Source organism: Jiangella asiatica, assembly GCF_004349065.1.
Taxonomy (GTDB): domain Bacteria; phylum Actinomycetota; class Actinomycetes; order Jiangellales; family Jiangellaceae; genus Jiangella; species Jiangella asiatica.
In genome coordinates, this window is sequence record NZ_SMKZ01000125.1 from 1 (window position 1) to 607 (window position 607).

Annotated in this window: 1 protein-coding gene; it reads left to right on the forward strand. The window is 68.9% G+C overall.

Annotation, left to right across the window (positions count from 1 at the left end; translation table 11 throughout):
- Positions 1-607: ABC transporter substrate-binding protein (locus tag E1269_RS32010; protein WP_203434300.1), on the forward strand; the 607-nt coding region annotated here is incomplete at both ends.

The following is a 607-nucleotide window of genomic DNA, read 5'->3' on the forward strand; positions in this document are numbered from 1 at the left end:
CCGGAGGCCGGCTTCACGCAGACCGGGCCGGCCTCGTTCATCTCCACCGCCACGGCCGTCGACGAGCGCACCGTCCAGCTTGCCTTCACCGAGCCGACACCCGAGGGCCTCGTCCTGGACTGGATGTCCGGATTCCCCCTCGTGCCCGCCGCGAGCAACACCCCGGCGACGCTGGAGACCGAGCCATCCGGCTCCGGACCCTTCCTCCTCGACACCTTCGAACGCGACCGCCGCCTCGTCCTCACCAAGAACCCCGACCACTGGAACAGCGAACAGCCACGCCTCGACGAGATCGAGGTCCGGTTCTTCCGCGACGACGAAGCCCTCGTCGCCGCGCTCGAAGCCGGCGACGTCGACAGTGCCGCCTACATCCCCCCACGCCACGCCGAGCGCCTGGAAAGCCGGTTCACCCTGGTCCAAGGCGGCGGCCGCATGGACATCTTCTTCATGAACGGCTCCATACCCCCGTTCGACAACAAGGCACTACGCCAGGCCGTCGCCCGCGCCATCGACCGCGAACGCATCATCGAACAGGTCCGCTTCGGCCTCAGCGAGCCCATCTACGCCCCGTTCATGCCCTCCTCCCCCGCGTTCGACCCCGCCTACC